Raw genomic sequence first — 3,563 nt, 5'->3', positions numbered from 1 at the left:
GCTTCCACTGCGCCACCGCTGGCGGCCGGAGTGGCCGGAGCGGCCGCCGCAGCGGCGGCCGGGGCCGGCGCGCGCTGGGTGGCGGCAGCCGGGGCAGCGGACTTGGCCGGTGCCGGTGCGGCGGCGGCCGGCGCGGCGGCTTCGCCTTCGGCCACTTCGATCAGCGCCACGACCTTGCCTTCGGACAGGCTGTCGCCCACCTTGACCTTCAGTTCCTTGACCACGCCTGCCACCGAGGACGGCACTTCCATCGTCGCCTTGTCGCTTTCCAGCGTCACCAGGCCCTGGTCCTTCTTGACCGTGTCGCCGACGGCGACAAGCACCTCGATTACCGGGATATCGCTGTAGTCACCGATATCGGGGACAAGTGCTTCCTTGATTTCGGCCATGGGGATAACTCCGGCAATCTGGTGTAGGGAAACGTCTATTGTGCGGCCAGCGGGGTCCAGCGCCAACCGTTACAGGTGTTTTCAGTACGCACGCAGCCGGGACAGGCTGTTGCCCACGGGTCCCGGCCGCGACCAGTCGGTAGCGTATTGTCCGGACGATGTCCGCTTCATGTCGCCAGTGCGTCTGCAACCGGCTGCCAGGCCTGGCGCAGGCGCGGCAACGACCACGCCGCATTGGCCGGGCTGGTCGAGGGCAATGCAACCACCTGTGGCGGGGCCTCCAGCTGCGGCAGCACCCAGCGCTGGAACGCCTGCCATGATGCACCGCCATTGCAGCCGATCAGCGTCAGCTCAGGCAACGTGGCGATCAGTTCCGGCAGTGCATTGGCCACTTCCGTGCCACGCACGATGTCCGCATCCAGGCTGCCTCGGCGCTCGCAGCGACCGATCACATCCCACAGACCGATGCCCGCGGCATTCAATGCCTGCAGCCGCGCGGCGTAGGCCAGATCCGCGTCGAAACCACAGATGTCGGCCATCAGCGGCCAGAAGCGGTTGCGCGGATGGGCGTAATAGCGCTGCTCCTGCAGGGACGCCACGCCCGGCATCGAGCCCAGCAGCAGCACCCGGCACTCCAGGTTCACCTGCGCTTGCAGGCCAATGCACAACGTTGCTGTGCTCACATCTTCTCCAACTGCATGAATGTCCCCGAGCGCCAGAAACCCCATGAATACAGGCGTTCCGTACCCGTCGCTGAACAAGGAAAACTATTTTTTAACGTGCGTCGGATTCGATTCATGTTGGGGCGACTACGGTGTGCTCGCCCCGCAACCGGGGGCCCAAAACAAGAAACATTAGGAGATACCCCCATGCGCTCCATCCGTATCCTGAGTCTCGCCCTGCTGACCTCCGCCGCCTTCGCGCCGGCCGCTTTCGCCCAGGACAGCAGCAGCACCGACACCGCGTCGGGCAAGCATTTTGCCGTTGTTGGCGGCATCTCGCTGCTGGAACCGAAGAACGACCCGATCTCCGGCGTGAAGAAGACCGATGGTGGCCCGGCGCCGACCGTCAGCTTCAGCTACTACATCAACGACAACTGGGCCGTTGAACTGTGGGGCGCCGCCGACAAGTTCGACAACAAGTTCAAGGGCCCGAACAACGCCCGCCTCGGCTCGGTCGAGCAGCAGCCGGTCGCGCTGAGCGGCCAGTACCACTTCGGCCAGGCTGACAACGTGTTCCGTCCGTTCGTGGGCGTCGGCTACTACCAGTCGAGCTTCAGCAACGAGAAGCTGGGCAACGGCGCTGACACCGACATCCGCTTCAAGGATGCCAAGGGCGTGATCGGCACCGTCGGCGTCGACATGAACATCAACTCCACCTGGTTCGCCCGTGCTGACGCCCGCTACATGCGCGCCCGCCCGGACATCAAGGTTGGCGGCGAGAAGATCGGCGAAGCCAAGATGGATCCGTGGACCGTCGGCTTCGGCATCGGCGCCCGCTTCTGATCCAGGCTGCACCTGCTTCACTGATGCAACGCGACGGGCCCTTCGGGGCCCGTCGTCGTTTCCGTCACCGGCGTTCTGTAGAGTCGAGCCCATGCTCGACTGCCTTTTTGTAGAGTCGAGCCAAGCCCCCTATCCCGAGTCGAGCGGCGGGCTCCGCGCGCATTGCGATGCGTTACGTTCAATGGCGCCCACGGTCAATGGTGGCGCGGCTCGGATCTACAGACACAGGACGCGGAGACACGATGGACGACGTCGACCTGCTGGTGATCGGTGGCGGCATCAACGGTGCCGGCATCGCCCGTGACGCCAGCGGCCGCGGCCTGCGCGTGCTGCTGTGCGAGCAGCACGACCTTGCCGCGCATACTTCCAGCGCCAGCAGCAAGCTGATCCACGGCGGCCTGCGCTACCTGGAACAGGGCGAGCTCGGGCTGGTGCGCAAGGCGCTGGGCGAACGCGAGGTGGTACGCCGGCAGGCGCCCCATCTGGTCCATCCATTGCGCTTCGTGCTGCCGTGGGAACCCCATCTGCGCCCACGCTGGATGCTACGCGCGGGACTGTGGCTGTATGACCACCTGGGCCGTCGCAGCCCGGCATTTCCCGCCTCGCGCGCCCTGGACCTTCAGCGCGATCCGCTCGGCCCCTGGCTTTCCCCGGATCTGCGGCAGGCCTTCAGCTACGCCGACGCGCAGGTCGATGACGCGCGACTGGTGCTGCTCAACGCCCTGGATGCCGCGCAGCGGGGCGCACAGGTGCGTGTGCGCAGCCGCTGCATCGACCTGCAGCCCTTGCAGGGCCGGTGGCAGGCGGTGCTGGAATCCGCTGATGGCCAGCAGCAGGTGACCGCGCGCGCCGTCGCCAATGCGGCAGGGCCGTGGGCCGGCGGCCTGCTGGAACGGATGGAGGCACGCAGTGGCGGCCCCGCGCTGCGGCTGGTACAAGGCAGCCACATCGTCCTGCGCCGGCCCTGGCCCGATGACAGCGCGTGCCTGCTGCAGCAACCCGATGGACGCGTGGTGTTCCTGTTGCCCTTCGCCCACGACCACCTGCTGGTTGGCACCACCGACACCGACTATCGCGGCGACCCGGCGCGCTGCAGCGTGCTGCCTTCAGAGGTGGCGTACCTGTGCGAAGCGGCCAATCGCTACCTGCATGAACCCATCGCGCCGGAAGATGTGGTCTGGCAGTTCGCCGGTGTCCGCCCGCTGCTGGCTGATCCCGATCCGCGCGCGGCAAGACTCAGCCGCGATTACCGCCTGCAGCTGCAGGTGGACCCGGCACCGGCGCTGCATGTGCTGGGCGGCAAGCTGACCACCTACCGGGTCCTGGCCGAGGAAGCGCTGGAGCTGCTGCGGTCCGCCCTGCCGCAGATGGGAGCGGCGTGGACAGCAAACGGAGACCCGCTGCCAGGCAGCGACTGGGGCGACGCCGCGCAGGCGGGCGCGCATCTGCAGGTATCGGCACCCTGGTTGCCCGCAGGTATCGCGCGACGCTGGGCCGGGGCCTATGGCAGTCGCAGCGCGGAACTGCTGCAGGGTGTACGGGGCCTGCACGATCTTGGCGAGGCGTTTGGCGGCGGCCTGCTCGACTACGAAGACCTGATGGATCCGGCTGACACTCGGCAGGTGCATGACGCCGATGTGCTGACCCTGCTGTCGCGCCAGGACCGGCT

At 67.1% G+C, this 3,563-nt stretch carries 4 protein-coding genes; 2 read left to right on the top strand and 2 right to left on the bottom strand.

Annotated features, from left to right (window positions below; translation table 11 throughout):
* Together ABGA94_RS06465 and ABGA94_RS06460 are read right to left on the bottom strand one after the other, a co-directional pair.
* The coding region (locus tag ABGA94_RS06465; protein WP_375366727.1) for a biotin/lipoyl-containing protein at positions 1-389 on the bottom strand (389 nt) is incomplete at its 3' end.
* Positions 390-556: 167 nt separating this feature from the next.
* The gene (locus tag ABGA94_RS06460) at positions 557-1,072 is read right to left on the bottom strand and encodes a DNA-deoxyinosine glycosylase (protein WP_134956069.1); all 516 of its coding nucleotides are present in this window, start codon (positions 1,070-1,072) and stop codon (positions 557-559) included.
* A 186-nt stretch (positions 1,073-1,258) separates the two neighbouring features.
* On the opposite strand from ABGA94_RS06460, the gene ABGA94_RS06455 reads away from it, so the two are divergent.
* Positions 1,259-1,894, top strand: a complete 636-nt coding sequence (locus tag ABGA94_RS06455; protein WP_005419535.1) for an OmpW family protein — start codon at positions 1,259-1,261, stop codon at positions 1,892-1,894.
* Between the two features lie 242 nt (positions 1,895-2,136).
* Positions 2,137-3,563: glycerol-3-phosphate dehydrogenase (gene glpD / locus ABGA94_RS06450; protein WP_375366724.1), on the top strand; the 1,427-nt coding region annotated here is incomplete at its 3' end.

The sequence above is a fragment of the Stenotrophomonas sp. 3diitr2024 genome (assembly GCF_042136455.1).
GTDB lineage: Bacteria > Pseudomonadota > Gammaproteobacteria > Xanthomonadales > Xanthomonadaceae > Stenotrophomonas > Stenotrophomonas sepilia.
Note: the sequence above shows the minus strand (reverse complement) of the source record. Positions and strands in the feature narration are given on the sequence as shown.